At 66.0% G+C, this 836-nt stretch carries 1 protein-coding gene and 1 pseudogene; both read left to right on the top strand.

Annotated elements, in window-relative coordinates; translation table 11 throughout:
- The coding region (locus J6500_RS31405; RefSeq protein WP_225716576.1) for a response regulator at positions 1-736 on the top strand (736 nt) is incomplete at its 5' end.
- 18 nt (positions 737-754) lie between these two features.
- Positions 755-836, top strand: a pseudogene (locus tag J6500_RS31400) (chemotaxis protein CheW); the annotation flags it as partial.

The raw sequence follows: 836 nt of genomic DNA, 5'->3' as shown, positions 1-836 counted from the left end.
CCGGCTGGAGGAGATCGCGACCGACAAGATCGAGCTCTCCAACGGCCGCTACATGGTGCAGTACCGCGAGCAGCTGATGCCGCTGGTGCAGATGGCCAATGTGCAGGTGCAGACGCAAGGCACCCAGCCGATCCTGGTGTTCGCCGACGACGGCCGCTCGATGGGGCTGGTGGTCGACGAGATCATCGACATCGTCGAGGAGCGGCTCAACATCGAGGTCGCCGGCAGCCAGGACGGCATCCTCGGCTCGGCGGTGATCAAGGGCCAGGCCACCGAGGTGATCGATGTCGGCCACTTCCTGCCGATGGCGTTCGCCGACTGGTTCTCGCGCAAGGAGATGCGGCCCTCGGCCAGCGCGCAGTCGGTGCTGCTGGTCGACGACAGTGCCTTCTTCCGCAACATGCTGGCGCCGGTGCTCAAGGCCGCCGGCTACAAGGTGCGCACCGCGCAGAACGCGCAGGAAGGGCTGAGCGTGCTGCGCTCGGGCCAGAGCTTCGACGTGGTGCTGACCGACATCGAGATGCCCGAGATGAACGGGTTCGAGTTCGCCGAGAACATCCGCAGCGACCACAATCTCAATGCGATGCCGATCATCGCGCTGTCGGCGATGGTCTCGCCGGCGGCGATCGAGCGCGGCCGGCAGGCCGGCTTCCACGACTATGTCGCAAAGTTCGACCGGCCCGGGCTGATCGCGGCGCTGAAGGAACAGACCGCCGAGATGCGGCGGGCAGCCTAACCAACGGAAACGATACCGATGACCAGCAAGACCGAAGCGGGCGAAGGGGCGATGGCGGAATACGTCACCGCTGTGATCGGCGGACAGCTGTTCGGCCTGC

The sequence above is a fragment of the Bradyrhizobium semiaridum genome (genome assembly GCF_020329505.1).
Taxonomy (GTDB): Bacteria; Pseudomonadota; Alphaproteobacteria; order Rhizobiales; family Xanthobacteraceae; genus Bradyrhizobium; species Bradyrhizobium semiaridum.
The sequence above is the reverse complement of the archived record's forward strand: the minus strand, read 5'-3'. Positions and strand labels throughout refer to the sequence as shown.